At 63.6% G+C, this 26,852-nt stretch carries 29 protein-coding genes; 17 read left to right on the top strand and 12 right to left on the bottom strand.

Annotated elements, in window-relative coordinates:
* Window positions 1-25: 25 nt before the first annotated feature.
* Entirely contained in the window at window positions 26-874 is an 849-nt protein-coding gene (locus KG722_RS00740; protein WP_213268507.1) for an SDR family NAD(P)-dependent oxidoreductase, read from the top strand.
* A gap of 7 nt (window positions 875-881) precedes the next feature.
* On the opposite strand, the gene KG722_RS00745 is transcribed toward KG722_RS00740, so the two are convergent.
* Window positions 882-2,021, bottom strand: a complete 1,140-nt coding sequence (locus KG722_RS00745; RefSeq protein WP_213268510.1) for an isobutyryl-CoA dehydrogenase — start codon at window positions 2,019-2,021, stop codon at window positions 882-884.
* A 60-nt stretch (window positions 2,022-2,081) separates the two neighbouring features.
* Here KG722_RS00745 and KG722_RS00750 point away from each other — a divergent pair, with 60 nt between their 5' ends.
* Both KG722_RS00750 and hemB read left to right on the top strand, forming a co-directional pair.
* A complete protein-coding gene (locus tag KG722_RS00750) occupies window positions 2,082-2,627 on the top strand; it encodes a GNAT family N-acetyltransferase (protein ID WP_213268512.1) in 546 nt (181 codons plus the stop codon).
* 31 nt (window positions 2,628-2,658) lie between these two features.
* Window positions 2,659-3,654, top strand: a complete 996-nt coding sequence (hemB, locus tag KG722_RS00755; protein ID WP_213268515.1) for a porphobilinogen synthase — start codon at window positions 2,659-2,661, stop codon at window positions 3,652-3,654.
* A 28-nt stretch (window positions 3,655-3,682) separates the two neighbouring features.
* On the opposite strand, the gene KG722_RS00760 is transcribed toward hemB, so the two are convergent.
* The 4 genes from KG722_RS00760 to KG722_RS00775 all read right to left on the bottom strand — a co-directional run bounded on the left by KG722_RS00760 (window position 3,683) and on the right by KG722_RS00775 (window position 6,604).
* Entirely contained in the window at window positions 3,683-4,120 is a 438-nt protein-coding gene (locus KG722_RS00760) for a peptidylprolyl isomerase (protein ID WP_213268517.1), read from the bottom strand.
* A gap of 158 nt (window positions 4,121-4,278) precedes the next feature.
* Entirely contained in the window at window positions 4,279-4,713 is a 435-nt protein-coding gene (locus KG722_RS00765; protein WP_213268519.1) for a DUF1801 domain-containing protein, read from the bottom strand.
* 11 nt (window positions 4,714-4,724) lie between these two features.
* Window positions 4,725-5,738, bottom strand: a complete 1,014-nt coding sequence (locus KG722_RS00770) for a TIGR00341 family protein (RefSeq protein WP_213268521.1) — start codon at window positions 5,736-5,738, stop codon at window positions 4,725-4,727.
* Window positions 5,738-6,604 carry an NAD(P)-dependent oxidoreductase gene (locus KG722_RS00775; RefSeq protein ID WP_213268523.1) on the bottom strand — a complete coding sequence of 289 codons (867 nt, stop codon included), beginning with the start codon at window positions 6,602-6,604 and terminating at the stop codon, window positions 5,738-5,740. Before KG722_RS00775 ends, KG722_RS00770 begins: the two co-directional genes overlap by 1 nt.
* 180 nt (window positions 6,605-6,784) lie before the next feature.
* Between KG722_RS00775 and KG722_RS00780 the strand changes: the two genes are divergently transcribed.
* From KG722_RS00780 to KG722_RS00805, 6 genes are all read left to right on the top strand, one after another.
* Window positions 6,785-7,417, top strand: coding sequence for an OmpA family protein (locus KG722_RS00780; protein WP_213268525.1), 633 nt, complete (start codon window positions 6,785-6,787; stop codon window positions 7,415-7,417).
* A 107-nt stretch (window positions 7,418-7,524) separates the two neighbouring features.
* Window positions 7,525-8,283, top strand: a complete 759-nt coding sequence (locus KG722_RS00785) for an arginyltransferase (protein WP_213268527.1) — start codon at window positions 7,525-7,527, stop codon at window positions 8,281-8,283.
* Between the two features lie 70 nt (window positions 8,284-8,353).
* On the top strand, window positions 8,354-9,463 hold the full coding sequence (locus tag KG722_RS00790; RefSeq protein WP_213268529.1) for a TRAP transporter substrate-binding protein: 1,110 nt from the start codon (window positions 8,354-8,356) through the stop codon (window positions 9,461-9,463).
* A gap of 18 nt (window positions 9,464-9,481) precedes the next feature.
* Window positions 9,482-10,153, top strand: coding sequence for a TRAP transporter small permease subunit (locus KG722_RS00795; protein WP_213268531.1), 672 nt, complete (start codon window positions 9,482-9,484; stop codon window positions 10,151-10,153).
* Window positions 10,143-11,726: a TRAP transporter large permease subunit gene (locus tag KG722_RS00800; RefSeq protein ID WP_213268537.1), complete on the top strand. Its 1,584-nt coding sequence runs from the start codon at window positions 10,143-10,145 to the stop codon at window positions 11,724-11,726. Before KG722_RS00795 ends, KG722_RS00800 begins: the two co-directional genes overlap by 11 nt.
* 33 nt (window positions 11,727-11,759) lie before the next feature.
* Window positions 11,760-12,896, top strand: a complete 1,137-nt coding sequence (locus KG722_RS00805) for an aminotransferase class I/II-fold pyridoxal phosphate-dependent enzyme (protein ID WP_213268540.1) — start codon at window positions 11,760-11,762, stop codon at window positions 12,894-12,896.
* A gap of 6 nt (window positions 12,897-12,902) precedes the next feature.
* On the opposite strand, the gene KG722_RS00810 is transcribed toward KG722_RS00805, so the two are convergent.
* The 3 genes from KG722_RS00810 to KG722_RS00820 all read right to left on the bottom strand — a co-directional run bounded on the left by KG722_RS00810 (window position 12,903) and on the right by KG722_RS00820 (window position 14,607).
* Entirely contained in the window at window positions 12,903-13,550 is a 648-nt protein-coding gene (locus KG722_RS00810; RefSeq protein ID WP_213268542.1) for a hypothetical protein, read from the bottom strand.
* A gap of 78 nt (window positions 13,551-13,628) precedes the next feature.
* Window positions 13,629-13,985, bottom strand: coding sequence for a hypothetical protein (locus tag KG722_RS00815; protein ID WP_213268544.1), 357 nt, complete (start codon window positions 13,983-13,985; stop codon window positions 13,629-13,631).
* 58 nt (window positions 13,986-14,043) lie between these two features.
* Window positions 14,044-14,607 (bottom strand): LemA family protein, encoded by a 564-nt coding sequence (locus tag KG722_RS00820; protein ID WP_213268546.1) that lies wholly within the window; start codon window positions 14,605-14,607, stop codon window positions 14,044-14,046.
* A gap of 147 nt (window positions 14,608-14,754) precedes the next feature.
* On the opposite strand from KG722_RS00820, the gene KG722_RS00825 reads away from it, so the two are divergent.
* Both KG722_RS00825 and KG722_RS00830 read left to right on the top strand, forming a co-directional pair.
* Complete coding sequence (locus tag KG722_RS00825) at window positions 14,755-15,456, top strand: VIT family protein (RefSeq protein ID WP_213268548.1); 702 nt, start codon at window positions 14,755-14,757, stop codon at window positions 15,454-15,456.
* 81 nt (window positions 15,457-15,537) lie between these two features.
* Window positions 15,538-16,287 carry a Sir2 family NAD-dependent protein deacetylase gene (locus KG722_RS00830; protein WP_213268550.1) on the top strand — a complete coding sequence of 250 codons (750 nt, stop codon included), beginning with the start codon at window positions 15,538-15,540 and terminating at the stop codon, window positions 16,285-16,287.
* A 186-nt stretch (window positions 16,288-16,473) separates the two neighbouring features.
* Here the strand turns inward: KG722_RS00830 and KG722_RS00835 are convergent, their stop codons facing one another.
* The 4 genes from KG722_RS00835 to KG722_RS00850 form a co-directional block, all read right to left on the bottom strand.
* Window positions 16,474-17,925, bottom strand: a complete 1,452-nt coding sequence (locus tag KG722_RS00835; RefSeq protein WP_300998117.1) for a Do family serine endopeptidase — start codon at window positions 17,923-17,925, stop codon at window positions 16,474-16,476.
* A 113-nt stretch (window positions 17,926-18,038) separates the two neighbouring features.
* On the bottom strand, window positions 18,039-19,484 hold the full coding sequence (locus KG722_RS00840) for an MFS transporter (protein WP_213268552.1): 1,446 nt from the start codon (window positions 19,482-19,484) through the stop codon (window positions 18,039-18,041).
* Window positions 19,485-19,524: 40 nt separating this feature from the next.
* Window positions 19,525-20,748: an acyl-CoA dehydrogenase family protein gene (locus tag KG722_RS00845; RefSeq protein WP_213268554.1), complete on the bottom strand. Its 1,224-nt coding sequence runs from the start codon at window positions 20,746-20,748 to the stop codon at window positions 19,525-19,527.
* A 14-nt stretch (window positions 20,749-20,762) separates the two neighbouring features.
* Entirely contained in the window at window positions 20,763-21,053 is a 291-nt protein-coding gene (locus KG722_RS00850; protein WP_213268556.1) for a putative quinol monooxygenase, read from the bottom strand.
* Between the two features lie 187 nt (window positions 21,054-21,240).
* On the opposite strand from KG722_RS00850, the gene KG722_RS00855 reads away from it, so the two are divergent.
* The 6 genes from KG722_RS00855 (at window position 21,241) to KG722_RS00880 (ending at window position 26,701) form a co-directional block, all read left to right on the top strand.
* A complete protein-coding gene (locus KG722_RS00855) occupies window positions 21,241-22,293 on the top strand; it encodes a glycosyltransferase family 2 protein (RefSeq protein ID WP_300998118.1) in 1,053 nt (350 codons plus the stop codon).
* A gap of 70 nt (window positions 22,294-22,363) precedes the next feature.
* The gene (locus KG722_RS00860) at window positions 22,364-23,287 is read left to right on the top strand and encodes a metallophosphoesterase family protein (protein ID WP_213268558.1); all 924 of its coding nucleotides are present in this window, start codon (window positions 22,364-22,366) and stop codon (window positions 23,285-23,287) included.
* Window positions 23,288-23,352: 65 nt separating this feature from the next.
* Window positions 23,353-23,940, top strand: coding sequence for a polysaccharide biosynthesis/export family protein (locus KG722_RS00865; RefSeq protein ID WP_213268560.1), 588 nt, complete (start codon window positions 23,353-23,355; stop codon window positions 23,938-23,940).
* Between the two features lie 347 nt (window positions 23,941-24,287).
* Window positions 24,288-24,983, top strand: coding sequence for a sugar transferase (locus KG722_RS00870; RefSeq protein WP_213268561.1), 696 nt, complete (start codon window positions 24,288-24,290; stop codon window positions 24,981-24,983).
* Window positions 24,984-25,093: 110 nt separating this feature from the next.
* Complete coding sequence (locus tag KG722_RS00875; protein WP_213268563.1) at window positions 25,094-26,008, top strand: family 16 glycosylhydrolase; 915 nt, start codon at window positions 25,094-25,096, stop codon at window positions 26,006-26,008.
* Between the two features lie 51 nt (window positions 26,009-26,059).
* A complete protein-coding gene (locus KG722_RS00880) occupies window positions 26,060-26,701 on the top strand; it encodes an A24 family peptidase (protein WP_213268565.1) in 642 nt (213 codons plus the stop codon).
* The last annotated feature ends 151 nt before the right edge of the window (window positions 26,702-26,852 follow it).

A 26,852-nucleotide genomic window follows, 5' to 3' on the forward strand; every position in this document is an offset into this window, starting at 1 on the left:
GGCCTCAAAAACCGGGAGGAACTCAATGAAACATCTGGAAGGAAAGACTGCGTTCGTGACCGGCGCGGCCTCCGGCATCGGCCTTGGCATTGCCACGGCGCTGGCGCAGGCGGGCGTCAAGGTGATGCTGTGCGACATCGAGACGGCGGCGCTGGAGAAGGCCGTTACCGCCTTGCGCGAGACCAATGCCGATGTTGACGGCGTGGTGGCCGACGTGTCGCTGAAGGACAATCTGCAGCGCGCGGCCGACGAGACCATCGCGCGATTTGGCAAGGTGCATATCCTCGTCAACAATGCCGGGGTTGGCGGCGGGGGCGACTATGGCACCTGGAATGATGCGGGCTGGAACTGGGTGGTGGGGGTGAACCTCATGTCGGTCGTCTGGGGCATCGAGATTTTCGGGCCGCTGATCGAGAGCCATGGCGAGGGCGGGCAGATTGTTTCTACCGCGTCGATTGCCGGCATGGTGGCGCTGACCAACCCTGCCTATGATGTGACGAAGTTTGGCGTGGTAGCGCTGTCGGAAGATTTGCGGCCGAAACTGGCGGCGCGGGGCATTGGCGTCTCGGTGCTCTGCCCCGGCGTGATCCGCACGAACATCGTGGACTCAGGCCGCAATATCCCGAGCCGCTTTGCCGGGCAGATCCAGACCACTCCGGTCGAGGGGCCGGGTACGGAAGTTCTCAAAGCCGTGACCGAGGCGATCGCGAGCGGGATTGATCCGCTTTATGTCGGCGAGCTGGTGCGCGAGGCGATCGAGAATGACTGGCCGCATATCTTCACCGACATGCAGTTTGAGCCGCATATCGAGGCAAGGTTTGCGGCGATCAAGCAGGGGTTTGACCGGATACGGGACCGGGTGCCGCGGCACTAAGGCTTCATCATCCCTTCAGCATATCCCGGGAGATGATGACCCGCATCACTTCGTTCGTGCCTTCGAGGATCTGGTGGACCCTCAGGTCACGGACGATGCGTTCGACGTGGTAGTCGGCGAGGTAGCCGTAGCCGCCGTGGATTTGCAGGGCGTCGTTGGCGACCTTGAAGGCGGTGTCGGTGACAAAGCGTTTGGCCATGGCGCACCAGCGGGTGGCGTCGGGGGCTTTGCGGTCGAGGCGCCCGGCAGCTTCGTAGAGCATCAGGCGGGCAGCCTGGAGCTCGGTTTCCATGTCAGCGAGCTTGAACTGGGTGTTCTGGAACTCGGCGATGGCCTTGCCGAACTGCTCGCGGTCCTTGGCATAGCTGATGGCTTTGTCCAGCGCGAGGCGCGCCCCGCCCAGCGCGCAGGCAGCGATGTTGAGGCGGCCGCCATCGAGGCCTGCCATGGCGAAGCGGAAGCCATGGCCTTCTTCGCCGATGCGATTGGCGGCCGGCACGCGCACGCCGTCGAGGATGACCTGGCGCGTCGGCTGGGATTTCCATCCCATCTTGCGCTCATTGGCGCCAAATGAGAGACCCGGCGCGTCCTTCTCGATGATGAAGGCGGAGACGCCTTTGGCGCCCTCGTCCGAGGTGCGCGCCATCAGGACGTAGACATCGGATGTACCTGCGCCGGAGATGAACTGTTTGGTGCCGGTGATGACGTAATCGTCGCCGTCTTTCACCGCCTTGGTCTTGAGGCTGGCGGCGTCAGAGCCTGAGCCAGGCTCGGTGAGGCAGTAGGAGGCGATGAGCTCCATTGAGGTGAGGCGGGGCACCCAGGCGGCGCGTTGCTCCTGTGACCCGAAGGTGTCGATCATCCAGCTCGCCATATTGTGGATGGAGATGAAGGCGGCGGTGGAGACGTCGCCATAGGAGAGCTGTTCGAAGATCAGGGCCGCGTCTGTGCGCGTCAGGCCGGAGCCGCCAACATCCTCCTTCACATAGATGCCGGCAAATCCGAGTTCGGCGGTCGAGCGGATCACATCGACGGGGAAATGGCTGTCCCGGTCCCAGGCTTCCGAATGGGGGGCGAGCTTGTCGGCGGCGAATTTGGCGGCCATGTCGGCGATCATCTCTTGTTCTTCGGAGAAGATGAGGCTCATTGGCGGGGCTCCCGGATTGGCTTAAGTCTTTGGGGCCGCTTGTCGTTTGAGGTCCCTGATATGTCAATCCGACGCCCTCCTGCCGGGTATGTGATTACCGGCGCTGCCCGCGAGGAGGTCCCCGCGCTGATCGCCATCGACGTGGCGGCGGGAAGGGTGTTTGAGGGCACAGGCCTTCTGCCCGAGGCGCAGCTGGGCGATCATGTGCCAGCCAGGGTGCTGGAAGCTGCCATCGGCGCCGCGCACCTGCATGTGGCGCGGACGGCCAAAGGGGCGCTGGCGGGCTTTGCGATGACCTCGGTGCGCGAGGGGTGGCTTTATCTCGACCAGATCAGCGTGGACCCGGCGCATGGGCGCGGCGGAGTGGGCAGCGCGCTGATCGGGCGCGTAATGCTGGAAGCCAAGGACAGGGGCCTTAAGCGCGTGACACTGTCGACCTTCCGCGATCCGCCCTGGAACGGGCCGTTCTATCGCCGGAACGGCTTCCGGGAGCTCCCCCGGAAGAAGATGGAAAAGTGGATGATCGAGATTGAATCGGTGCAGGATGATCTCGGGCTCAATGTGCGCGACCGGTGTTTCATGGCGCGGCGATTGGGATGGTTGTGAGGGCGCCGGATTTGGCGCTAGGAGGTATGACATGACACAGTTTCCCCAAGCCTTTCCCGGCACCCGCATGCGCCGCCTGCGCCAGGCCCCCTGGGCGCGCAGCCTTGTGAGCGAAAACGTTCTGACCCCGGCAGACCTTGTCTGGGCGGTGTTCGTGCACGATGGCGAGGGGCGGGTGCCTGTCGCCTCCCTGCCCGGTGTGGACCGCCTCAGCGTGGCGGAAGCGGCCCTCGCCGCCAAGCGCGCCAAGGCGCTCGGCATACCGGCGATCGCGCTGTTTCCCTACATTGGCCCCGAGGGCAAGGACGCGGACGGCAGCGGCGCGCTTTCCCCCGGGGGCCTTGTACCCCGCGCGCTGAAAGCGATGAAGGACGCCGCGCCGGAGGTGGGCCTCATCACAGATGTGGCGCTTGATGCGTATACCTCGCATGGGCATGACGGCCTGCTGGACGAGGACGGCAGCATTCCGAATGACGCGACCGTGGAGCGACTTGTCGAGCAGGCGCTGGTGCATGTCGGCGCGGGGGCCGATGTGGTGGCGCCGTCCGACATGATGGACGGGCGCATCGGCGCGATCCGCTATGCCTTCGAGGAAGAGGGCTTCACCAATGCGATGATCCTGTCCTATGCGGCGAAATATGCGAGTGGCTTTTACGGGCCTTACCGGGAAGCGATTGGCTCGGCCGCCGCGCTGAAGGGCGACAAGAAGACGTATCAGCAGGACCCGGCGAATTCCGACGAGGCGCTGCGCGAAGTGGCGCTGGACCTCGCCGAGGGCGCGGACATGGTGATGGTCAAGCCAGGTCTTCCGTATCTGGACGTTGTGCAGCGCGTCTCGAGCACGTTTGGCGTGCCGACGCTGGCCTATCAGGTGTCGGGCGAATACGCTCAGATCATGGCGGCCGCGCAGAATGGCTGGATCGACGGCGACCGCGTGATGATGGAAACTTTGACATGCTTCAAGCGCGCAGGCGCGGCGGGCGTGATCACGTATTTTGCGGAGCGGGCGGCGGAGAAGCTGGGCTGACGCGCAGCCCAGCTTTCAGCAGGTCTCGCTACGCCGCTTCTTTAATCGCCACCACTTCAATATCAAATGTCAGGTCCTGCCCCGCCAGCGGGTGGTTGGCATCCAGGGTGACGGTCCTGTCATCGGAGGCAACGACGACCACCGGGACAGGCTGGCCAGACTGGGTCTGCATCTGCAGGCGGGTGCCGACTTCAACAGGGACTTCAGCCGGAATGTCCGCACGCGGAACGTCCTGGCGCATTTCGGGATTGACAGGACCGTAAGCCTCTTCGCAGGGCACGGTGACGGTCTTCCTGTCGCCGACGGCCATGCCGGGGATGGCGGCATCAAGGCCGGGGATGATCTGGCCGGCGCCGACCTGGAAAGCGAGCGGGTCGCGGCCCTGCGAGCTGTCGAAGGTGGTGCCATCCTTCAGGGTGCCAGTGTAATGGATGTGTACGGTGTCGCCTTGTTTGACCTGGGTCATGGGAGTTCCAATCTTTTCGGAGGGTGGGGAAACGGAAGGCGGCACGCAGGGCGCGCACGCCAAAGGGCTCTCGTTGCCTAAGGGATGGGGCTCGGCCACAAGGTTAAGAATTCCTGCGGAGATGTAAACCCGCAAGTCTGCAGGGGTCTGGCTGCGCCTTATTCGTCCCAGGTCTGATAATTCTTCCGCATGAAGGCAACGCCGTCGGCGACGATCTCTTCCAGAACCGGCATGTTTATGGCGGAAAGCTTGCCCAGATAGAGGCAGCTCTTGCCGGTCTTGTGCGGGCCGAGGCGGGCGAGCTTTTCGGTGAGGTCGCGGTATCCGGGAAGGATGTAGACGACGGTGTTTGCCTTGCGGGGGCTGAAGCCGGTGAGCATGTGTTCGCCCGAATGGCCGCTTTCATAGGTGTAGGCGTAGCGGCCAAAGCCGATGATGGATGGCCCCCACATGCAGGCCTTGAGCCCGGTGACCTTTTCGAACCAGGGCAGAAGCATTTCGGCGTCGCGTTTGCGGGGGCTGTCTTCCAGGGTCGCGATATAGTCCGCCGGGCGTGTCACGGCCGGCTTGGTCTTTGCTTCGTATCTGGCCACTGGTCCCTCTTTCAGTTGCCCAGATCAACGGCCTGGCCGAGATCAAGGAGCAGGATAAGCGCGCCGCAGACAAGTAGGAAGAGGGCTGACAGGCCGGCATTGATCCAGACCGCGCGGGCAGCGTGTTTCTGCTCGATCCATGTCCGCGGGTGGATCTTGCGCAGGCGGAAGACGATCAGCGCGGAGAGGAGCAGCGCCGCCACATTGAGGCTGAGCAGGAGCGCGGCCCTGAGCGCCAGCGTGCCCTGGCCGTAGCCGGCGAAGAGCCCGACGGCCGCTGCCGGTGGCAGGAGCGCGGCGGCGACCATCACGCCGACAAGCGCAGAGGCGGTTCCGCGCGTGACCGAAAGCGCCGCGGCGCTGCCTGCCGCCATGGCAAGAGCGAGCCCGTCAAGGCGCACTTCGGCGCGGGACATGAGTTCCCGGCTTTCAAAATCGGGCGGCATCACGAAGGCCAGCAGCAGCGACAGCCCGATCGCGACCGCGATCCCGACATTGAAGGCAATCAGGCCGCGGCGAATGAGGGCGGTTTCGCCCAATGCGGCGCCCATGGCGAGGCCCATGATCGGCCCGAGCAGCGGGGCAATGACCATGGCGCCGATGACAGCGGCAACCCCGTCAGACACGAGGCCAATGGCAGCCACGATGGTGGAGAGGGCAACCATGATCACATAGTCCCAGCTCAGCTTGGCGTCGCTGGAGATCTGGACGTAGAGTTCTTCCCGCGTGTGCTGGGAGCTGGCGGCTTTCTTTTCGTCCTTGGGTTCGGGAAGGCTCGGCAGGGTGAGGTCGAGATCAGCGACGGTGACGCGCCAGCCGGAGCGGTCTTCCAGAAGCGACTGGAGATTGTCGAGCAGCGACTGCACCGGCCCGTCGCGCATGATTACCTGGATGAGGCTGCGGTCCTTCTGTTCGGGCTGGAGGACCACATAGTCGATCGGGTCTGCCGCCTTGACGATCCGGATGGCCGTTTCAAAGGTCTCCCCGCCTGCGGGGATGTGAATGTCGACACGGCAGATACCCATCAGTCAGGCTTCCGGCCCAGGCGGGCAATCAGGCTGGACGTGTCCCAGCGATGGCCGCCCATGGCCTGCACGTCGGCATAGTACTGATCGACCTGGGCGGTGAGGGGAAGGCTGGCGCCGTTTTCGCGGGCCGCGTCCAGCGTGATGCGCAGATCCTTGCGCATCCAGTCTACCGCGAAGCCGAAATCGAACTTGCCGTCGGTCATCGTCTTCCAGCGATTTTCCATCTGCCAGCTCTGGGCCGCGCCGCCGGAGATGGCGGCGATGACCTTTTCTGCGTCGAGGCCTGCCTTCTCGGCAAAGTGGAGCCCTTCGGCGAGGCCCTGGACGATGCCGGCGATACAGATCTGGTTGACCGATTTGGCGAGTTGGCCGGCGCCGCTCGGGCCGATCAGCGTGATGGCGCGCGCGAACGCATTCATCACCGGCTCAGCGGCCGCGAAGGGAGCCTCCTCGCCGCCGCACATGAGGGTGAGCTTGCCATTGATGGCGCCGGCCTCGCCCCCTGAAACCGGGGCGTCGATGAAATGGGCGCCCTTTGCGCGGCAGCGCTCGGCGAGTTCGCGGGCAAGGGCAGCAGAGGCAGTGGTATGGTCGATGACGGTCATGCCGGCGCCGAGGCTTGGCTCGAAGGCGTCAAAGACGGCCCGCACGTCCGGGTCATCGCCCAGGCACATCAGGACATATTCGGCGCCGAAGACGGCCGAGGCCGGGTCCTTGGCCGCTTCACCTTTGTGGGCGGCGGTCCAGGCGGCGGATTTGGCCGGGGAGCGGTTCCAGACGGTGACCTGGTGGCCTGCCCGGGCAAGGTGGCCCGCCATATGGAAGCCCATGACCCCCAGGCCCAGGAATGCGGTACGTGCCATGCCAATCTCCTCATGAATTCGGGGCCAATTAGAGCGAATTTCATCAAAATCCCACCCCTGGCCGAAGCGTGGCTTTCACCACGACCTGATACACCCACGTCATCCATCAGAAGGATTGGACGCAAAAGAGCAATGGCGTATGCCACGACCTCACGGCGGCAGACGGGCAGAAGGCCCGTCATGCCTACCCGGAAAACGGGGACATGGAAGCTGGCCTATGCCGACTTCCTGACGGCCCTGGTCGCGTTCTTCATGCTCATGTGGCTGGTCAGCGGGGTCTCGAAAGAAGACCGCGCGGTGATCGCCTCTGAATTTACCGGGAAGCCGGTTTCTGCCTCGACCATTTCCCAAATGGCCCCGTCTGGCGCCGCTGAGCTGCTGGCGCGGCTGCAGGATGCGGGCGGCCTGAAGGCGGCAGGGGAGAGTGTACAGCTTTCCTCGGACGCAGCCGGCGTACGGATCGAGCTGGTTGATACGGCGGGCCGCCCGCTGTTCGAGACCGGCAGCGGCGCGCTGACGGCCGATGGCCGGGCCCTGGTCGAGGCGGCCGCTGCCAGCCTTGCCGGCCTGCCCCATCAGATTTCCATCGAGGGACATACCGATGCCTTCTCGATGACCGGGGCGGCCGCCTCCAACTGGGAGCTGTCTTCGCAGCGGGCAAACGAGGCCCGCCGGGCGCTCGAGACGGCCGGTTTCGCGACAGACCGGGTCAAAGCGGTGACAGGATATGCCGATACGCGGCCACTTAATGCCGGACAGCCCCACCTGGCCGCCAACCGCCGGATCAGCCTTGAGGTTCACCTGGCCGACTGAAATTGTTACCGGCGGGGCACACAGGTGTGTCCTTTTTGCCGCGTAATGGCCCCCTGCCCCGAAATGGCCACTTGGCGGAAGCGCGCGCGGGTGTATCGTCGGGAGCAATGAAGTTTTCGGATTCACATCTTCTGCCGGCGGGCCTGGAGCGGTCGCTGAGGTTCTACGTCACGAACCCCAGCCCCTGCCCCTATCTGCCTGACCGGAAAGAGCGCAAGGCGTTTACAAACCTCGCCATTCCGGAAGCCGACGCGTTGCACAATGTGCTCAGCCAGTCCGGTTTCCGCCGCAGCCAGTCGATTGCCTACCGCCCGGCCTGCGCGCGCTGCAATGCGTGCAAGAGCGTACGCGTGGCGACACGGGAGTATGACATCAGCCGGGGTGACCGGCGGGTGGTCGCGCGCAATGCCCGTCTGGTGCGCCGCCCGGTGGCCGCGCAGGCAACCCGCGAACAGTTCCGCCTGCTCAAGACCTATGTGACGACGCGCCATGACAATGGCGGCATGTCGGACATGAGCTTCCGGGATTATGCCGCAATGGTGGGCGCCAGCCCGGTGCAGAGCCTCATTTTCGAGTATCGCGACGGGCCCGAGCCCGATGCTCCGCTGGTGGCGGCGGCGATTACCGATGTGCTGCGCGATGGATTGTCTATGGTCTACACCTTCTTCGATCCGGCGAAGGCGAGCCAGAGCCTCGGCCATTACCTCATTCTCGACCATATCCGGCATGCCCATGACCTCGGCCTGCCGCACCTCTATCTGGGCTATTGGGTCAAGGGCAGTCCGAAGATGGACTACAAACGGCGCTACAAACCGCTGGAAGTGCTTGACGGCGACCGCTGGCGGCCCTTGAGAGACGACGACTAGATTTTCGCCGGCGAAACGGACCGATGGCCATTCCGGCCAGCAGAGCCCGTGCCGTGTGGGGAGGGCTTTGATGATCAACCGCCGCAACCTGATCGGCGCAGGCGCACTGGGTGTGGCCGGCGCGGCTGCTACGTTCTCGACGCCGACAGCGGGCGCAGTGCTGGCGAGCCCGGCGGTCAGCCGCAACCGCCGGCGCTTCAACATGGTGACCACCTGGCCCAAGGGCCTGCCGGGCCTTGGCACGGCGGCCGAGCGCGTTTCCCAGCGCATCAGCGACATGACCGATGGGCTGATCGAGGTGAAGGTGTTCGCCGCCGGGGAGCTGGTGCCGCCTTTTGAATCCTTTGACGCGGTCGCCAATGGCTCGGCCGACATGTATCACGGGGCCGAATATTACTGGACGGCGAAGTCCACCGGATTTCCCTTCTTCACCGCTGTGCCGTTCGGCATGACGGCGCAGGAGATCATGGGCTGGATCGACTTTGGCGGCGGGCAGGAACTCTGGGACGAGCTCTCTGGCCAGTTCGGCATCAAATGCATTCAGGGCGCCAATACCGGTCACCAGATGGGCGGCTGGTTCCGCAAGGAAATCCGTTCACTGCAGGATATGGCCGGGCTGCGGATGCGCATTCCCGGACAGGGCGGCGAAGTGTTGCGCGCGCTCGGCGGGGCGTCCGTGGCGCTGGCGGGGGGCGAGATCTATCAGGCGCTTCAGACGGGCGCGATTGACGCGGCCGAATGGGTGGGCCCGTGGAACGACTATTCCCTTGGCTTCCACCGCGAGGCGCCCTTCTATTATGGCCCTGGTTTCCATGAGCCCGGCGCGAGCCTTGCCGTGGGCATCAATCGCGGCGTTTGGGACAGTCTTACGGCCGGCGAGCAGGCGATCTTCAAGGCCGCCTGCGAAGCGGTGAACCATGAGACGCTCGGCGAGTTCACCTATCAGAACTCGGTCCACCTCGACCTGCTGGTCAATCAGCACAATGTGCAGATGCGGTCCTTCCCGGAGGAAGTGGTGAAGCGGATGTCTGAGGCGGCCTATGATGTGCGCGCGGCGGCCGGGGCCAGCGGCATCGAGAAGCGCATCTATGAGAGCTTCGAGAAATCCCTGAAGCTGATGCGGGGCTGGGCCGGGGTTTCCGACGGGGTGTATTACACTGCCCGCGCGCTCGGCAAGTAAGCGGGGCCGGGGCGGGCAATGGATACAGGCATCTTTCTCCAGATCGGAACGGGGCTGAAATGGCTGGGCCTTCTCAGCCTGCCGCTTTTCCTGCTTCCACTGATTGCGCTGAGCGCGCCGCGCCTGGTCGACGCCTTTGCGCTGAAGATCAGCCGGCTGATCGACAGGGTGACCGGCATGGCGCTGGGCGCAGCGATGGCCAGCGCGCTGATCCTTGTCTTTGCAATGCTGGCGGTCGTGATCCTGCGCTACACGTTTTCGCTCTCCTTCAGCTGGCTGAATGAGATCACCACCTATGCCTTTGCCGCCATGTTCATGCTGGGCGCCGCCGCGGCACTGAGAGACGGCGCGCATGTGCGCGTCGACATCCTGCGCCCGCGCTTTGGCGAGACCGGGCGCAGCTGGGTGGAGCTGACCGGCATCTACCTCTTCCTCTTCCCCATCTGCGTGCGCATCCTGATGACAAGCGAGGCGGGGCTTGCCCGGGCCTGGCTGCTGCTGGAGGGCTCGCGCGAGTCCGATGGCCTGCCGATCTTTTTCCTGTTCAAGACGCTGGTGCCGGTGTTTGCCGCGCTGCTGATGGCGCAGGGGCTTTCCGAAGCCATCAAGGCCGCGCTGCGGATCACGGGCGCGCTGCCGCCAGAGACGCCGCAGCAGCTGGCAGCAGAAGGAGGCGGCCATGGAGCTTGAGGCGGTCCTTGCGATCTCGATGTTCCTTGTTGCCATCGGCGCGCTGCTGGCCGGCTTTCCCGTTGCGCTGACGCTGGGCGGGGTGGCGCTGATCTTTGCGCTGATCGGGATTGCCACGGGCGTGTTTCCCGAGAGCTTCCTGAAAGCGTTTCCGAGCCGCATCGAAGGCGGCTCGATCATGCAGAGCCAGACGCTGGTGGCGGTGCCGCTGTTCGTGATCATGGGGGTGATCCTCGAACGCTCGCGGGTGGCCGAGGACCTTCTGAACATTGCCAGCCGCCTGCTCGGCAAGGTGCGCGGCGGGCTTGGCTTTGCGGTGGTGCTGGTGGGCACGCTGCTGGCGGCCTCGACCGGCATTGTCGGCGCGACGGTGATCACGATGACGTTGATCGCCCTGCCCTCCATGATCCGCCAGGGCTATGACCCGCGCCTTGCGACAGGCACGATTGCGGCCTCCGGCACGCTCGGCCAGATCATTCCGCCATCCATTGTACTCATCCTCCTGGCCGACGCGATTTCCAATGCGGCGAGCCAGGCGGCCTTGCGCACAGGCGGGGGCTCGGCGGTTGTGTCCGTGGGCGATCTCTTTGCCGGGGCCCTGATCCCCGGCCTCATTCTCGTCGCGCTCTACATGCTGTGGATTGCGGCGATGGCGATCTTCCGGCCGGCCTCCTGTCCGCCCGCAACGGTCCTCGAAGGCACCGCGCCGCTGAGCGTTCGCGATGTCGCGCTCGGCCTTGGCGCGCCACTGGCGCTCATCGTTGCCGTGCTCGGTTCAATTCTTGGCGGCATTGCCCCGCCGACGGAAGCGGCCGCCATCGGCGCGGGCGGGGCAATCCTGCTGGCGGGCATGCGGCTGGCGCGCGAGGCGCAGAGTCGGCTGATGCCGGTGATGCTGGCGGGGCTTGCCGGGCTGATCCTGATCATCGTGCTGCGCAATTCCCTCGACCTGCGCACCGCCTCCAGCGGCCATAGCGGGGCCGACCTTGTCGGCATGGCGATCACCGGGCTTGGCGCGTTTGCCTTCTTTGCGGCGCTGGTCTCCGGCTTGCTGGTGCTGCGCCGGGTGAAGGAACTTGGCCCGGCGCTGAAAAGCTCGGCGCATATCACCTCGATGGTGTTCCTGATCCTGATCGGGGCGTCGCTCTTCAGCCTCGTCTTCCGGGGCTTTGACGGGGACGACCTTGTGGCAGAGCTGCTCCATTCCGTGCCGGGGGGCAAATGGGGCGCGCTCGGCATTGCGATGCTCGTGATGTTCGTGCTCGGCTTTTTCCTCGACTTCATCGAGATTGTGTTCGTGGTCGTGCCGCTGGTGGCACCTCCGCTGATCATGCTGGGTTTCGATCCGGTATGGCTCGGCATCCTGATGGCGGTGAACCTGCAGACGAGCTTCCTGACGCCGCCCTTCGGCTTTGCGCTCTTCTATCTGCGCGGGGCCGCGCCGCCGGAGGTCTCCACGATGCAGATCTGGCAGGGGGCTGTTCCGTTCATTGGACTGCAGCTCATCCTGCTGGCAATGATCGCCGCGATGCCGGCGCTGGCAACATGGCTGCCGTCGCTGGCGGCAAGATAACCGCAGCACAGACGTTACAGGCAGGTATTCCCGATGGGACAGGATATTGCGCCCTTCCAGGCGATCTCGATCAGCCGCCGCGCGCATGAACTCAAAGCTTCAGGCCAGCGTATCCTGCATATGGAGTTTGGCCAGCCCTCGACCGGCGCGCCGAAGGCGGCGATTGCGGCGGCGCACGGCGTGCTCGATGCCGAGGCGATGGGCTATTGGGAGAGCCAGCCCCTCAAGGAGCGGATCTGCCGGCACTATCTGGAAGGCTATGGCGTTACCCTCTCGCCCCGGCGACTGGTGATTACCTGCGGGGCCTCGCCGGCGCTGGTGCTGGCGCTGGCGGCGGCGTTCAGCCCGGGCGACCGGATCGCCATGGCGCGGCCAGGCTATGTGGCCTATCGCAATACCGTGCGTGCCCTGAACATGGAGCCGGTGGAGATCGCCTGCGGGGCGGATGTGCGCTTCCAGCTATCGGCCGCTGCGCTGGAGGCTCTGGAGCCTGCGCCGCAGGGCGTTATCATTGCCAGCCCCGCCAACCCGACCGGCACGATCATTCCGAAGGACGAACTCGCCGCGATTGCCGAAGTCTGCAAACGAAGGGGCATACAGATCATATCGGACGAGATCTATCACGGGCTCTCCTATGGGCCGGAGATCCATTCGATGCTCGAATTTTCGCCCGATGCCTATGTTGTCAACAGCTTCTCGAAATACTTCTCGATGGCGGGCTGGCGGCTGGGCTGGCTGGTCTCACCCGAGGCGCATGTGGCGCGCACCAGCGCCTATATCGGTAACCTCTTCCTGACGGCCCCGTCACTCTCCCAGCATGCGGGCCTTGTGGCGATGGACAGCCGCGACGAGCTGGAGGGGCATCTTCACGTTTACCGGCGCAACCGCGCGCTGCTGCTCGGCGCGCTGCCCCGGCTTGGCCTTGAGAAAATCGCGCCTCCGGACGGGGCATTTTATATCTATGCGGATGTTTCGCGATTCACCCATGACAGCCTCGGCTTCTGCCTGAAGCTGCTGGAGGAGACGGGCGTGGCAACCGCGCCGGGGGTGGATTTCGACCCTGCGGAAGGCGGGCGCTTCATGCGCTTTTCGTTTGCGCTGTCTACGCCTGAGATTGAGGAAGCGCTGGCGCGGCTGGAGCCGTGGTTTGCGGCGCAGCCGGCGCGCTGAAACCTTTTAGGAACCGCAGGCGGCCCAGAAGCTTTCAAGGCCCGGCAATTCGCCCTGCCCGATTTCCTGTTCGGGCACGAAGAGCTCAAAGTCCGCCTCCGGACTGACGCGGATATAGAGTGTGCGCTTCAGGCTGGCCGGGGACTGGGAGGCTTCATTCCAGCAGCCGGGCGCGATGGCGCCGAAGCTGAGCTCGTTCTCACCAGGCGCGACGCTCTTCAGGCGGGCAAGCTCTCCGCTGATCGCCTGGAGCATGGGACCATCCTCGGGGCGCGTACCATAGGTCCATATCCTGAATCCCTCTCGCGCTTCTGCGGACAAAAAAGGGCTGGTCACCTCGCTGGTCTGGACGAGCGGAAACTCCTCCGAGACATTCACGCCGAGGCGTTCATTGGTGACGTTGATCTGCAGATAGGCGCCGTCTTCGCGCGCCTCGAAGGCGGCGGGAATGCGCATGGCAAGGGCGATGCGGGAAAAGTCGAGTGCTGTGGGATCGAGCACAGGCGCGGCGGCCTGCGCCACTTCGGCGGCTGTTTCGACGGCTGTTTCGACGGGCGAGGTCAGCTCGGCCTGAAGCGTCTCGCCTTCTTCCACCGGGGCGGCGGGTGAGCAGGCGGCGAGGCAGACAGACCCCGCAAGGATCAGATAACGCATGGCACCGGCCTCACCCCTGTTGAAGAACCTTCCGCATTCTGACCTTGAGGACGCGCCGGTGTCCATGCCTGCCAACATTTAAGTTTGGCAATCATAACCCGCTTCGGCGCTGCCATCGGCGGCAAGGACCAGCGTATCGAGGCGGCAGCCTTCCGGGGCGGCCTGCTGCGCGGCGGCCCGCAACTCTTCAGGCAGCGTGTTGTCCCCGTCTTCCTGAACGCGGAACAGGCCATCGGTAGCGAGGGTGAGCTTCAGCTTGAAGCCCTGCCCGTCAAGCGGGGCGGCGAAGAAGCTGTAATTCTCCGTGCCGATGGTCTGGGGCGCAATGCCGTTCCAGGCGGCCGCGCTCCACTGCGCCGGGGACGAGGCCCCGCCGGATGCGCAAGCGGCGAGCATGAAGCCCGCCGCCAGAGGAAGATATCGGATGACAGACATGGGCGCCTCCCTGGCTGCCCGGTCAGGATAGCGCAGCGGCGCCCGCCGCGCGAGAGGATCAGAAGGCGACCTTCGGCGGCTCATCCATGGCCGAGCGGCCTTCGACGCCGACATCGAAGAATTCGCGTGGCTCGAAGTTGAAGCTGCCGGCAATGATCGAGCCGGGGAACTGTTCGCGGGCGGTGTTGTAGTCCTGCACGGCCGAATTGTAGAAGCGGCGGGCGGCGGCGAGCTTGTCCTCGATCGAGGAGAGCTGCTGCTGGAGCTGCAGGAAGTTGGTATTGGCCTTGAGGTCGGGATAGGCCTCGGCGAGGGCAAAGAGCTTGCCCAGAGCCTGGCTGAGGACGCCTTCGGCCTTGGCCATTTCGCCGGCTGTATTGGCGGCCTGGGCCGCGTTACGGGCGGCGATCACCTGCTGGAAGGTTGCCTGCTCATGCGCGGCATAGCCCTTGACGGTCTCCACGAGGTTCGGGATCAGGTTCTGGCGCTGCTTGAGCTGAACGTCGACGTCCGCGAAGGCCTGGTTGACCCGCTGGCGCTTCATGACGAGGCCGTTATAGATCAGGATGATGGCGCCGATGACGGCGACGATGGCCGCAATCACGATCAGAACTGTGTTCATAGGGTGTCCCCCTTATTGCTATGACTTACCGCACAAGGCGTAACGGTGTGCGCCCCATGGCGCAAGGGCAGCCCAACTTGACCCTACCTGCCCGTATTTGCACTGATTTATGCGACCCGACAGCCCCTGTTCCGGTGGGAATGCCCGATGCCTGACCCTTATCTGCCCCAAGAGCACCATTTCATGCACCGCGTCGGCTGGCTGCGGGCGACCGTTCTGGGGGCCAATGACGGGATCGTTTCGACCGCCAGCCTGGTGATCGGGGTGGCCGCTGCGGCCGCGTCTGCGGGGGAGATCCTGGTGGCGGGGATGGCAGGGCTGGTGGCCGGGGCCATGTCGATGGCGGCGGGGGAGTATGTCTCGGTCAGCTCCCAGTCGGATACCGAGAGGGCGGACCTGGAAACCGAGCGCAAGGCGCTGCACAAATTTCCGGAAGAGGAACTCGAAGAGCTCGCCCTCATCTATATGGAACGCGGCGTGGAGCCGGAGACGGCCCGGGCCGTGGCCGCGCAGCTTTCGCGCAAGGACGCGCTGGGCGCCCATGCCCGGGACGAACTTGGCATGCATGAGATGGTTGCCGCGCGGCCCATTCAGGCCGCCGTGAGCTCGGCAGCGAGCTTTTCCATCGGCGCGGCCCTGCCGCTGATGGCGGCGGTGCTGTCACCGGCAGAGCTTCTGACGCCGGTCGTCGCAGGTGTCTCCCTCATCAGCCTGGCGGTCCTTGGCTGGCTGTCGGCGAGCGCCGGGGGGGCGGGCAAGACGCGGGCCGTGATCCGGGTCGTGTTCTGGGGGGCGGCAGCGATGCTCGTAACCGGACTGATCGGCGCGGCGTTCGGGACGGTGGTCTAGCCGCGCTCAAGACCGGCACAGGGGCATATGTGACGGTTTGTACGTCTGGAAGCACGGGCCAAATAGTGTAGCTTCACAGGCATGACAGAGACCTATGCAGACAACCTCGCCCAGCTGATCCGCAATGCCCACCGCGTTGTTGTGTTTACCGGCGCGGGCATTTCGACCGAAAGCGGCATTCCCGATTTCCGCTCGCCTGGCGGCGTGTGGAGCAAGATGAAACCCATCATGTTCCAGGACTTCGTGGCCTCGCGCGATGCGCGCCGGGAGGCCTGGACGCGCGTGTTCAATCGCACCGCCGGCTGGACCGGCGCCTCGCCGAATGCCGGGCATTTTGCCGTGGCGCAACTCGTTGAGGCGGGCAAGGTGACCAGCGTGATCACGCAGAATGTGGACAATCTTCACCAGGATTCCGGCGTGCCCGACAACAAGGTGATCGAGGTGCACGGCAATGCGAGCTATGCCAAATGCCTGACCTGCGGGAAGCGGTATGAGCTTGAAGCGCTGCGCCATCACTGGGAAGCGGATGAAGACATCACTTGCATGTTCTGCACCGGCCTTGTGAAGACCGCGACGATTTCCTTTGGCCAGGCGATGCCCGAAGACGAGATGGCGCGGGCGACCGAGGAGGCGCTGCTGGCAGACCTCTTCCTGGTGCTTGGCTCATCGCTGGTTGTGTATCCGGCGGCCAGCCTGCCGCTGGTGGCCAAGAAAGCCGGATCAGACCTCGCCATCGTCAACCGGGAACCGACCGAACAGGATCCCTATGCAGACCTTGTGCTGAATACCGATATAGGGCCGTTGATGAATGCGGTGATGAGGCGGCTTTAGGTAACGCGCAGCACGAATGGCGGGACGCTGCGGACGCTGGCCGGTTTGTTCGCCAAAATCCGGTGTCAGGTCAAAGCCAGATTGGCGCGGGGGCGCCGGCCTCCCTGACCTCTTCTTGGGGCGTCTGCAATGCAAACGCTGATCCTGCGCAGCCTCTCCCGCTGGGCGGGAGAGGCGCAAGAGGCGTCAGGTGCGGACAGTTCCGCGGACGATGCGGCCGTTGCGTTCGATTTCGATGTCCCAGTCGCGGGTGTTGGCTTTCAGGACGGCCTGGAGTTCCTTCACCGTCTTGGTCTGTTTTCCGTTCACGGAGCGGATGATGTCGCCGGGGCGGAAATAGTTGCGCGAGATGGTGCCGCGCGTGACCGAGTGGACATAGATGCCCGAGCCGCGCGTGAAGGGATCAAGCCCGTTCTCTTCGGCGAGGCGGGGGGAGAGTTCGATGACGCGGGCGCCGTTGAAGACCGAGCCGTTGGTCAGGAGGACGACGTCTGCCTCGGTCGCGCCGGGGGGCGGCTGGACGCGCACATTGATCGTCTGGGCTTTGCCGCCGCGCAGGATTGAGAGCTTGGCCTGCTCGCCCGGATTGCGGATCGCGGCGAGGAATTTGAGGCCTTTTTCATCGAACACTTCGCGCTCGTCGATGGCGGTGACGAGGTCGCCCCGGCGCAGGCCGGCGCGCTCGGCGGGGCCACCTGGATAGACCTCGGTGACCATCACGCCGATGGGGCGATCAAGTCCCTGGGCGCGGGCGATGTCGAAGCTGACCGACTGGCCGGCAAGGCCGAGCCAGGGGCGCACGAAGGTGCCGCCATTGACGGCGGCGTCGACCACGCGCTTGACCATTTCGGCGGGGATCGCAAAGCCGATCCCGACCGAGCCGCCCGTGCGCGAGAAGATTGCGGTGTTGACGCCGACGAGTTCGCCGCGCGTGTTGACGAGGGCGCCGCCGGAATTGCCGGGGTTCACGGCGGCGTCTGTCTGGATGAAGAAGGCGTAGTCGCTGATGCCGACATCTGTGCGGGCGGTGGCGGAGATGATGCCGTTGGTGACGGTCTGGCCGACGCCGAAGGGGTTGCCGATGGCGAGAACGAGATCGCCGACCTGGGTGTCGCGCGTGTCCGCATAAGGCAGCACCGGAAGGGGCTGTCCTTCGGTGTTGATCCTCAGGACGGCGAGGTCTGTGCGCTCATCGCCGAGCAGCAGTTCGGCGGCATATTCGCGCCGGTCGCTGAGGACGACGCGGAAAGTGTCGGCGCCCTGGATGACGTGATTGTTGGTGACGATGATGCCGTCAGCGGCGACGATGACGCCCGAGCCGAGGGAGTTCTGCACGCGGCTTTGCGGGGCGAGGCCGAACATCATCTGTTCCAGTGTCATGCCGCGCTGGGTGACATTCTTCTCGGTGTAGACGTTGACGACCGCCGGAGAGGCCTGGCGAACGAGGGGCGCAAAGGTGAGGCTGATCTCGGTGGTCGAGGCGGGAATGCGTTCGGCGGGCGCGCCCTGCGCAGCGCCTTGCAAGGCGCCTTGGGCGAAGACCGGCATGATGGCCATGGTCAGCGCCATGAGCACGGCCAGGAAAGCAGCCGCGAGGAGTTTGGAAGCGTGTCGGGTCATGGTCACGAGATGGGTCATGATCATGGCTCTATTGCGGAGCGAATTATGGCGCAATCGCGCCCGCATGACATTTCAGACAGGTCAAGTCGCCGCAGGCAACCGGCGAGGGCCCCTGCGGCGGCCGATGGCCATCAGCCTGCATCCTGTTCTGCCTGGCGCAGTTTCAGCTTTTCGAGATTGTCGGCATGGCTCTCGCGGCTGATCCGGTAGAAGCTGATACAGATGAGCATCAGGGTCCAGGCCGTGATCAGGGTGAGGCCGTAGCCCCAGCCGAGCATGCGAATCTCTTCCGGCGTGGCCGCGTCAACGCCCCCGCCCTGGGAGAGGCCGGCGACGGCGAGTACCATAGAGGCCGTGATGACGCCGGCGCCTTGGGAGAGTTTGCGGATGAAGCTGATGCCGGCAAAGAAGATGCCTTCAGAGCGCCGGCCGGTCTGCAGCTCTGAATCTTCCACGATGTCAGCCACCATGGAGCCGAGCAGCATCTGCGTGGCGATGATGAGGGAGAGATCGAAGATCGTGATCGAGATGATGAAGAGGAAGAGTTCATCCGAGCCGTTGGGCGGCAGGAGACCGAAGAGGCGCAGGAACACCGGAAGCGGCGCGATGGTGAAGGCGAGCGCGCCGATGGTCATCGCGCCGCGCTTCTTGCCGAACGTCTTTCCGACGAGCGGCGCGATGATCAGGGCAAGGATGGCCGAGATGTAGACGCCCATGGTGAGGTTGGCGATCTGGGTGTTGTCGAATTCCCAGAAGATCGTGTTGATATACTGGTTGAGGGTCGCCGAGATGCCCGTGGCGATCAGGCCGCAGAGGGTGGCGATGAAGAGCGCGCGGAAGGACGGGTTGGAGATCGTCTCGAAGATCTCGCTGAAGATCTTTCCGAGCGTCAGGTTGCGCGCGGGCGGGGCAGCCTTGAGATTCGGGATGTGGCTGTGGGTGCCGAGCGCGCAGATAGCGACGCAGGTGAAGATGCAGACGGCCGCAATCGTGCCATAGGTTTTCCAGCCGTCTATGTTGAAGACCCCGACCGGGATTTCCTCCGTGGGCACCAGGAGGAAACGGAAGAGCAGGATCTGGATCGTCAGGCCGCCGAACCAGCCGAAGAAATAGCGCAGCGACATCAGCGACGTGCGCTCGTCATAGTCGGAGGTCAGCTCGGCGGAGAGGGCGGAGCTGGGCACGTCATAGAAGGTGAAGCTGAGGCGGACGAGGATGGTGGTGGCGACGAGCCAGGGGAAGAGGTCGTTGCCGGTCATCCCTTCGGGCGGGTTCCAGGTGAGGAAGTAGGTGACGGCCGTGGGGATCAGCGCGGCATACATGAACGGGTGGCGGCGCCCGAACCGGGTGCGCATATTGTCCGACCAGTAGCCGACGACGGGGTCTGAAACCGCGTCGATGACCAGCGCCATCAGGAGCGCGACGCCGACAAGGCCGGCATCGACGCCCATGATGTTGCTGTAGAAGAACAACAGGGCATAGTCGAAGCCGTTGTTCTTGATGCCATCCGCCGCGCCGCCGATACCGAACGACACGCGCGTGAACAGGCCCGGCTTACCGGACTGGGTCACCGCCATGAATTCCTCCCCAAAATGTGGTGCGGGGTGCTTTCAGCCGTCAGAGACCCAGCACCATCTTTGCTATGATGTTGCGCTGGATCTCGTTGGATCCGGCGTAGATGGATGTTTTCCGGTAGTTGAAATAGCTTGGCGCCGCCGTGAGCAGGTGGTCCGGGGTCGGAGATTTTGTATTCGCGCCGGGCTCGGCGAGGGCAATGGTGTCCTGCACGAACGGGTGGGCATAGAAACCGGCCGCTTCGAGGGTCAGCTCGGTGATCTCCTGCTGGCAGTCGGAGCCCTGGTATTTCAGCATCGAGCTTTCCGGGCCGACATTCTGGCCCGCCGAGAGCGCCGAGAGGACACGCTGCTCGGTGGCGTCGATGGCTTCGATGCGCATTTCCAGCTGGGCGAGCTTGCGGGCAAAATCGGGGTTGCGGATGACCGGCTCGTCGCCGTCCATTTCCCTGGCGGCGATTTTCCTGGTCTTGCGCAGCATGTTGCGCAGGCCCGAGGCATAGGCATTGCCGCGCTCGAATTCGAGCAGGTATTTGGCGTAGGTCCAGCCCTTGTTCTCTTCACCGATGAGGGCGTCCCTGATCTTGACGCGGACATTCTCGAAGAAGACCTGGTTGATCTCGTGCTGGCCTTCGGCCGGACCGTCGAGGGTGGGCAGCGCGCGCACGGTGATACCCGGCAGGTTCATCGGGAAGACGATGAAGCTGATGCCTTCCTGGGGCTTGCCTTCCTTGGATGTGCGCACAAGGCAGAAGATCATGTCGGCCCATTGGGCGAGCGTAGTCCAGATCTTGGAGCCGTTGAGGACATATTCGTCGCCCTCGCGCACCGCGCTCATCTGCAGGCCGGCAAGGTCTGAGCCTGCGCCGGGTTCAGAATAGCCCTGGCACCACCAGACATCGGAGGAGAGAATTTTGGGAAGGTGTTCCTTCTTCTGCGCCTCATTGCCGAAGGCCATGATGACCGGGGCCACCATGGAGACACCGAAGGGGGCGACGTTGGGGGTGCCCGCGCCGGAGAGCTCGGCGTGCAGGATGTGGCGCTGGGTGGCGGTCAGACCCGGGCCGCCATGTTCCCTGGGCCAGTTGGGCGCAATCCAGCCTTTGGCCGCGAGCTTCTTCTGCCACGCCACCTGGCTTGGCTTGTCGACATAGCCATTCTTGGTGAGCGCCATTCTGGCGCGCAGGCCGGCATCGAAGTTTTCCGCGATCCAGTCGCGCACTTCCTGCTGGAATTTGAGATCGGCCGGCGAAAGAGAAAGATCCATGACCGCCGCTCCGCTTATTCGACGATGTCGTAATACTGGACGTCCGGCGCGCCCGCGAGGACGGCGCCGAGCTTGGGACCGGCGGCCTTGAAATACTCGGTCTGGCCGTGGGACTTCAGAGCCTCAGCGGAGGCATACTGTTCCATGAAGATGTATTCGGTGGAGGACCCCTTGGTCTTGTAGAGCTGATAGGTGAGGCAGCCGGGCTCGTTCGCCTTGACCTTAGCCATCAGGTCCTTGGCGACCTGTTCAAACTCGGCCTGCTTGCCATCCTGGATTTTCAGTTTTGCGACTACGCCGATCATCGTTTCCTCCGAAGATTATCGTTCTTCGCTACACTATGGAGTCCCCGGCCGTCGGCAAGCCTTTCGCTAGGTCAGCCCGCGGGGATTTGATCCAGTTTCGTATGGTCCACGGGTAGTTTCAGCTGGGAGACTTGCTAAGTAGCGTATTATTCAGGGTGGAATAGAAATTGCTCCGCGAGTCGCGACCATGAACCGTTCAACGCGCGAACCCCCTATGCTCAGGAAGATAAATACGTCGACTTTCAAGCGGCTACCCCTGGGTGTTGAACCGGCAGCGCTGCTGGCGGTGATCCCCGCCCTGAACGAGGCGCGCCATATTGAAACATGTATCCGCTCCCTGATGGAGGGCAGCCCCCTGCTGCGGCTCGTTCCGCTGGTCGTGGCAGATGGCGGCAGCACCGACGATACGGTGAAGATCGTCAAAAGCCTGATGGTCGAATATCCCAACCTGCATCTTATCGTGAACCCGAAGCGGCTTCAGTCGGCCGCCATTAACCTTGCCGTCGCCACAAAGGCCACGCCGGACACACGCTGGCTTATCCGCTGTGATGCCCATTCCATCTATCCGCAGAATTTCATCCTGCATGTCGTTGAAGCGCTGCAGCGCACCGGGGCAGCTTCGGTTGTCATTCCGATGGACGCCGTTGGGGAGACCTGTTTCGAGAAGGCCAATGCCTGGGTTGTCGACACGCTGCTGGGGTCGGGCGGCTCGCACCATCGCGGCGGGAACCAGTCACGATATGTCGATCATGGCCATCATGCCGGCTTTGACATCATCTGGTTCCGGTCGACCGGTGGATATGACGAGAGCTTCTCCCATAATGAAGACGCCGAATATGATTACCGCGTCGGGCGCGCAGGCGGCAAGATCTGGCTCGATGCCGATATCCGGATCGAATACGTCCCCCGCGGCTCGGTCCGGGCGCTTGCCCGGCAGTATTTCAACTATGGCAAGGGCCGGGCGAAGAATGCCCGCAAGAACAATGTCGGGCTGAAACTGCGCCAGGCAGCGCCGCTGTTCGTGCTGGCGGCCTGTGTGCTGGGTCTCGTGGGGGGGCTCTTCCAGTGGCAGGCTTTCCTGCTGCCCGCCGGCTATCTCAGCGTCCTGCTTGGCGCGTCGGTTTCCCTGGCAATGACGCACAAATCCGCGTGCGGTTTGCTGTCGGGGATTGCGGCAGGCACGATGCATCTGGCCTGGGCGAGCGGATTTGTTTGGCAAAGCGTTACCGGGAAGCGTTGAATTATCCAGCGCATTTCTTGGTTTAACAAGGTTAATCGGATAGCCTGACGGCGTCCGGGGACAAATGAGTATGGCACTGACCAGAGGAAAGCTTACAGACGCGCTCAGGGCGCGGTTCGGCCAGCTCACCCGCTCGGCCGGCGCGGCGCGCCGTAACCTGTTGTCCCATATGGGCGTTCAATCGCGCGGCGACACGGCGTCAGAGCCTGAACCGGGTGAAGATACCCCGCCCGTCCCGCAGCGTGTCACCCGCGCGCCTGAAGGGGTCTGCCTCTATGCGATTGGCGACATTCACGGCCGGATGGACCTGCTGGCGCGCCTCGTCGAGCAGATAGATGCCGACGCAGCAACGCTGCCTGAAGGCACCAAGGCGCAGATCATTTTCCTGGGCGACTATATCGACCGCGGCCTGCAATCGCGGGATGTGATCGACTATTTCGCCAGTGGGGCGCTGGAGCGGTATGACCCGGTCTACCTGCTGGGCAATCATGAAGAAGCGTTCCTGCGGTTCCTGCAGGAAGCCGGCTTTGGCACGCAATGGACCCGCTATGGCGGCGGGGAGACACTTTATTCCTACGGCTTTGCCCCGCCCAATACCCGCGCGAGCCTCAACTCGCATGAGGAAATGGCGAAGGTCCGCGAAGCCTGGAACAGGCTCTGGACCGATTTCCGCGACCGGCTGCCCGAGGCGCATCTGGATTTCTTCCGGTCGCTGAAGACCTACCATGTGGCGGGCGATTATATCTTCGTACACGCCGGCCTGCGCCCCGGCCTTGGCCTGGAGGAACAGAGCCAGCGGGACATGCTTTGGATCCGCGAAGAGTTCCTCGATGATGCTGCCCCGTTCGATTATCTGGTCGTGCACGGGCATACGCCGGAAGACGCAATCCATAGGGACGACCGCAGGATCGGGCTCGATACGGGGGCCTTTCTGACAGGGCGGCTGTCTGCCGCACGGCTTTTCGGTACAGAAGTTGCTTTTCTTAACACCTGAAATCCGGTGATTATGCGATACGGGACTCAGTCCGGCCCGTAACTGACCTCAGGAGACCCTGCTGCATGCTGACGCTTCGCTCCTTTCTTGTAACCCTTGCTGTGGTATTTGCCCTGATGGTGACCGCCTGCGGGACGAGCGGCCAGACCGCCGGCGCGCGCGAGGACGGACCTGTCACACAGTCCCAGCTGGCCACCGCTTATGCCCTTGGCTCGAGCGACCGGCTGCGAGTGACGGTTTTTGGCCATCCCGACCTTTCGGGCGAGTTCGAGGTGGATGGTTCCGGATCGATCTCGATGCCACTCATCGGCCAGATGCGCGCGATCGGCCTGTCGACCGTGGAGCTTGAAACCGCGATCGCCGAGCGCCTTTCCGATGGCTATGTGCTCAACCCCCGGGTCAGCGCGGAAGTCATCAACTACCGCCCGTTCTACATTCTTGGCGAGGTCGGCCGGCCGGGTGAGTATCCCTATACGAGCGGCCTGACGGTACAGAACGCTGTGGCCGCTGCGGGCGGGTTCACCTACCGGGCGAACAAGCGAGCCGTCTTTATCAAGAGCATCGATTCTGACCAGGAGATCGCCTACGATCTCACCCCGTCGACCGTCGTTAAACCCGGCGACACGATTCGCATCGGCGAACGGATTTTCTGAGCCGCCTTTTCCTCAACAGGATTGACCGGAAAGCGCCGCCACAAGCGGCGCTTTTTTTGTGCGCTGCCCAAATTTGTGACATTTGTTGCATTCCATTCATGTTTAACCAATCAAAAACGATTGCGACTGCCCGGACGGGCGGCAATCTGTGCCATTATTTGACGAATACTTCACGCGTGGGGGGAAAGTTTAAGAAAGCCCTTATTTCGCAAACGCAAAAGTGGTATACGAATTGCAAACGCCAATACATGAGCTCCGCACGGTTCAGCGCTACAGGGACTAAGGCTGAGCAAACATACTGCGGTCGGTGAGTGTAACGCGGCGTAGAATACAAAGGGGACTTATCAATGGAATTCCGGATCACCGACGCTACACGCAGTGTCGAGCAGGAAAGTTTTGTCATAAGCGAGCCGCGCCGGCCCAATCCGCGCAGCCCGTTCAACGCAAAACGCGCCCTCGACATTACGGTTGCTTCGCTGGCTCTTCTCTTCGTCGCGCCGCTGCTTCTGATCATGGCCCTGCTTGTGCGTCTTCAGGACGGTCAGGCGGCGATCTTCTCGCATACACGCTACGGCCAGAACGGCCGCACATTCAAATGCCTTAAACTCCGCTCGATGGTGCCAGATGCGGCTGACCGCCTTCAGGAACTCCTGGAGCGCGATCCCGAGGCCAAGCGCGAATGGGAGCTGACGCAGAAGCTGGTTGATGACCCGCGCATCACGCCGCTGGGACAGTTCATCCGCGCCACGTCGATCGACGAACTTCCGCAGCTGATCAACGTGCTGAAGGGTGACATGTCACTTGTGGGCCCGCGTCCGATCTCGCTGTCGGAGCGCAGCAAGTATGGTGAAAACTTTGCCGATTATTGCAGCGTCCGCCCTGGTATCACGGGCCTCTGGCAGGTCAGCGGCCGCAGCGATGTAAGCTATCCCGAGCGCGTGCGCATGGATACGACTTACGCCCAGAGCCGCACGTTCTGGGGGGATGTCCTCATCATGCTGAAAACGATCCCGGCTGTGTTGAAGTCTGAAGGCGCCCGGTAACAACACTTTTTGCCGGAAGGCGGCCTGTCCTGGGCGCGCCTTCCCGGTTTTTACTCTATATCTGGGCGGCCAGCCTCTCACCGGGGCTGGTTGTTTGCTGGCGGTTACTGATGGTTAGTTGGGCGAAAGTCTGGAACGAGGATTTTGGCACCCGCATCGGCGCCGGGCTTGCCCTTGTTGCGATGGCGCTTCTGGCAGCGTCGGTTCTGGTCAATCCGCTCACGCTGACAGGTCATGGCTCAGAGCCATTGGGGACGCCCCCGAGACCGGAGAGCTATCCGGCGATTGCCAGAGACGCTGCCGAGGGCGCGTCTTTCCTGCACTATTTCAGCGAGGAGCATGACCCGACGCGCTGGTACAAGGCCAATATGAGCTATCGCTCTGCGCACCCGGCCTGGCTGGCGCGGCATATCCATTTCCTCGAAGACCGGGTGGAGCTGGAACTGCGCCGCATGCGGGTCGGCAAAAAGACTCTCGCGGGCGGGGAATACCAGCGCCGCGGCTTCTATTCCTTCGGGCGGTTTGAAGTGGTGATGACGCCGGCGCCGGGCTCGGGCACGGTGAGCGCAATGTTCACCCACACCTCCGAGCAGTTCGGCGCCCAGCATGACGAGATCGATATCGAGTTCCTGGGCAAGGATCTCACCATGGTGACCGGCAACTATTTCACCGATGGCGAACCCTACCGGGTGATCGAGATGCCGCTGGGCTTTGATGCGAGCAAGGAAGTGCATCTCTATGCGTTCGAGTGGGAGCCCGACGAGATACGCTGGTATGTGAATGACCGGCTGCTGCATACGGCAACCGATGAAGACCATCCAATTCCCCAACATCCCAGCCGGATCATCATCCAGCTCTGGAGCGGGCAGAAGGGACAGTATAAGTGGCACGGCATACCGACTTTTGAGGATGGCACGCGAGCGGCCTATTATTGCCTGAGCTATCTCAAAGCGGGCGATACCGGGGCGCAGTGTTCCGACACCTTTGACCCTGTGGCCGCCAATGCCGGGCGCAAGGGCGACTGACATTGCGCCCGGGAGCCTTTTCCTGACGCCGCTGACATGGGATGGCGGGACATGAACGGGGTTGAACCTCTCCTTGTTCTGACGGGGACTGTTACCGGATACGGCATTGCCCGCGCGGCCGACTGGGTGGCGCGTCGACAGGGCGATACGGGATGGGCGGTTGCGCATCTGCCGGTAGCGGCAGCCGGGGCGCTGGTAGCCCTGGCCGCTTTGCTGCTCGGCCCGGCGAGCCTGCCCCTGCTCTGCCTGACCCTTGCCTTTGGCTTGTGCCTGCTGGCGCTTGCCGTGATCGACCTGAAAACGCTGATCCTGCCCGACGGGCTGAACCTCACAGTCTTACTTCTGGGGGGCGGGATGGTCGCATTCTTCCGACAGGAAGCCTGGTTGTGGCATCTTGGCGGCGCGGTTGCCGGATATGGCCTGCTCTGGCTGGTCGAGGTGGCTTACCTGAGACTTCGCGGGATAAACGGACTTGGAAGGGGCGACGCGAAGCTGCTGGGCGCCATCGGCATGTGGGTAGGCCTTGATGGCATCCCGCCGGTTTTGCTGATCGCCTCGCTTGGCGGTATCGTGTCCGTGATGGTCGCAGCAGCGCTGCAGCGCCAGCCCGTTTCGGGACAGACCACCATCGCCTTCGGGCCCTGGATTGCGCTGGGGGGCTTTACCGTGTGGCTGGCCGGGCCGCTTCTCTGACCCGTCCCCCGGTGGCAAATCCTGCCTGAACCTCGCGCCAGCCCGATTGCGACACGTCGCCGGAGCCGAAGGGAGCATGCGCCGATATATGACCCTGCAACGGCGACCCGAGAGGACACTTCACCCCACTCAAGCCGCCGTCGCATGATCC

This window comes from Hyphomonas sp. (genome assembly GCF_018402285.1).
Lineage (GTDB): Bacteria > Pseudomonadota > Alphaproteobacteria > Caulobacterales > Hyphomonadaceae > Hyphomonas.